General features: G+C 34.7%; 2 protein-coding genes. Both read left to right on the top strand.

Going from position 1 to position 1,477, the window contains the following annotated elements; translation table 11 throughout:
- The coding region (locus ACGH4F_RS09585; RefSeq protein WP_411591030.1) for a hypothetical protein at positions 1-662 on the top strand (662 nt) is incomplete at its 5' end.
- Between the two features lie 19 nt (positions 663-681).
- On the top strand, positions 682-1,380 hold the full coding sequence (locus ACGH4F_RS09580) for a hypothetical protein (RefSeq protein WP_411591028.1): 699 nt from the start codon (positions 682-684) through the stop codon (positions 1,378-1,380).
- Positions 1,381-1,477 lie beyond the last annotated feature (97 nt).

Here is a 1,477-nt window from a genome sequence, read left to right as displayed (position 1 = left end):
CGTTTGACAGTATGGCAATGGCAATTAATGACTTTATGGTTGCCATGTTTGGTGCTAATGTTGCTATTCAGTTAGAAGAAGAGAAGATTTATTATGTCAAAAAAATGCGTAAATATTTGGAAGATGTCAAAAATAACTCTCTCCCTCCGAATTTAATAGAAAAAATAATTAAAGCCAGAAGCCGTGAAATATATCTGTCGGTGGCATTGCCTCATTATGATTCTGACGTGAGCCATTACGAAGGGGTGCTTCGCGCTTATAATCATGACTATCAAGAGCCCATTACCTTGCATATAAGCAAAGGAGAGGAATACCCAATTTTAACCTTTGCCGATAGCTCAGCCACGGATTTATTAATTAAACGGGAATCCCCTTTAGAACCTGTTGATGAAAAAAATAAATTAGAAATAAGTCAAATAGGTAAAGTTGAAGCCTATGGTGATGCAATAAATAAAGAAACCCGTGAAAGTCTTGGTTATTTTGAAATTGTTTATAAGATGGGCGAGTTTTGTTATGACGGCATTGAAGAGCTTTATTTACAAATTAACTACTGGCCACAGGGCAAAACGTCGACAAATAGCAAAAATCAAACCGTCACCAATAAACCGTTGGTGTTTATTGACAGTTACAAACATCATCACTCCAAATTGGGCGGATTTTAAGAATATCAGGAGAACCACATTGAAAAAATTAACTAAATTCACCTTACTGACATTAATCACCTGTTCACTATTGGGTTGTTATAATAAAGAAAAACTAAGGGAGCATATTCAAAAAGAATATGATGAATCACGAGCCATAAATAAAGCTAAAGGCGACTTTTGTTATTTTCTTGGTTCAGTAAAACTACCGTATACGGATGAACCAGTATTAGAAAGTGATACTCAATGGGCGATTTGGAATAAAAATAGATTATTTAAAACGTTACCGTTGTTTGCAGAATTAGGGTTATTGAGCCAAACACCGGTAGAAGGTCAATCAGGCATTTATCGCTATGACTTAACCGATTTGGGGCGTGAATACTGGCATCAATTTATTGATAATAGAGGGAATAGCGGAAGGAAACCTTTTTACAATAGTTCATTTTGCTATGGCCCTAAAAAAATAGTAAAAGTAACGGATATAACTGAAAAGACGTATGAAAATGGGTTATATCGAAGAAATCAGACAAATGTGTATGTCGATATCGATTATCAAGTATTGGATACCCCCGATTGGGCATTAAATAATCAAGATAAGCTTAATGCCTTATATAGAGTTGAAGTAAAAGTACCCGGAAAAACTTATATTGATGAGATCACTTTTATCAAAGGCGATGACGGTGAATTATATCATCAACCCTTAGCCTATTTATTGGTGAAACCAAGAAGCACGGAATGAAAACATTAACTAAATTCACTTTACTGACATTAATCACCTGTTCACTATTGGGTTGTTATAACAAAGAAAAAATAAGGGAGCATATTCAAAAAGAATA

The sequence above is a fragment of the Gilliamella sp. CG35 genome, assembly GCF_046635745.1.
GTDB lineage: Bacteria > Pseudomonadota > Gammaproteobacteria > Enterobacterales > Orbaceae > Gilliamella > Gilliamella apicola_I.
This window is presented reverse-complemented; position numbering and strand designations above follow the sequence as displayed.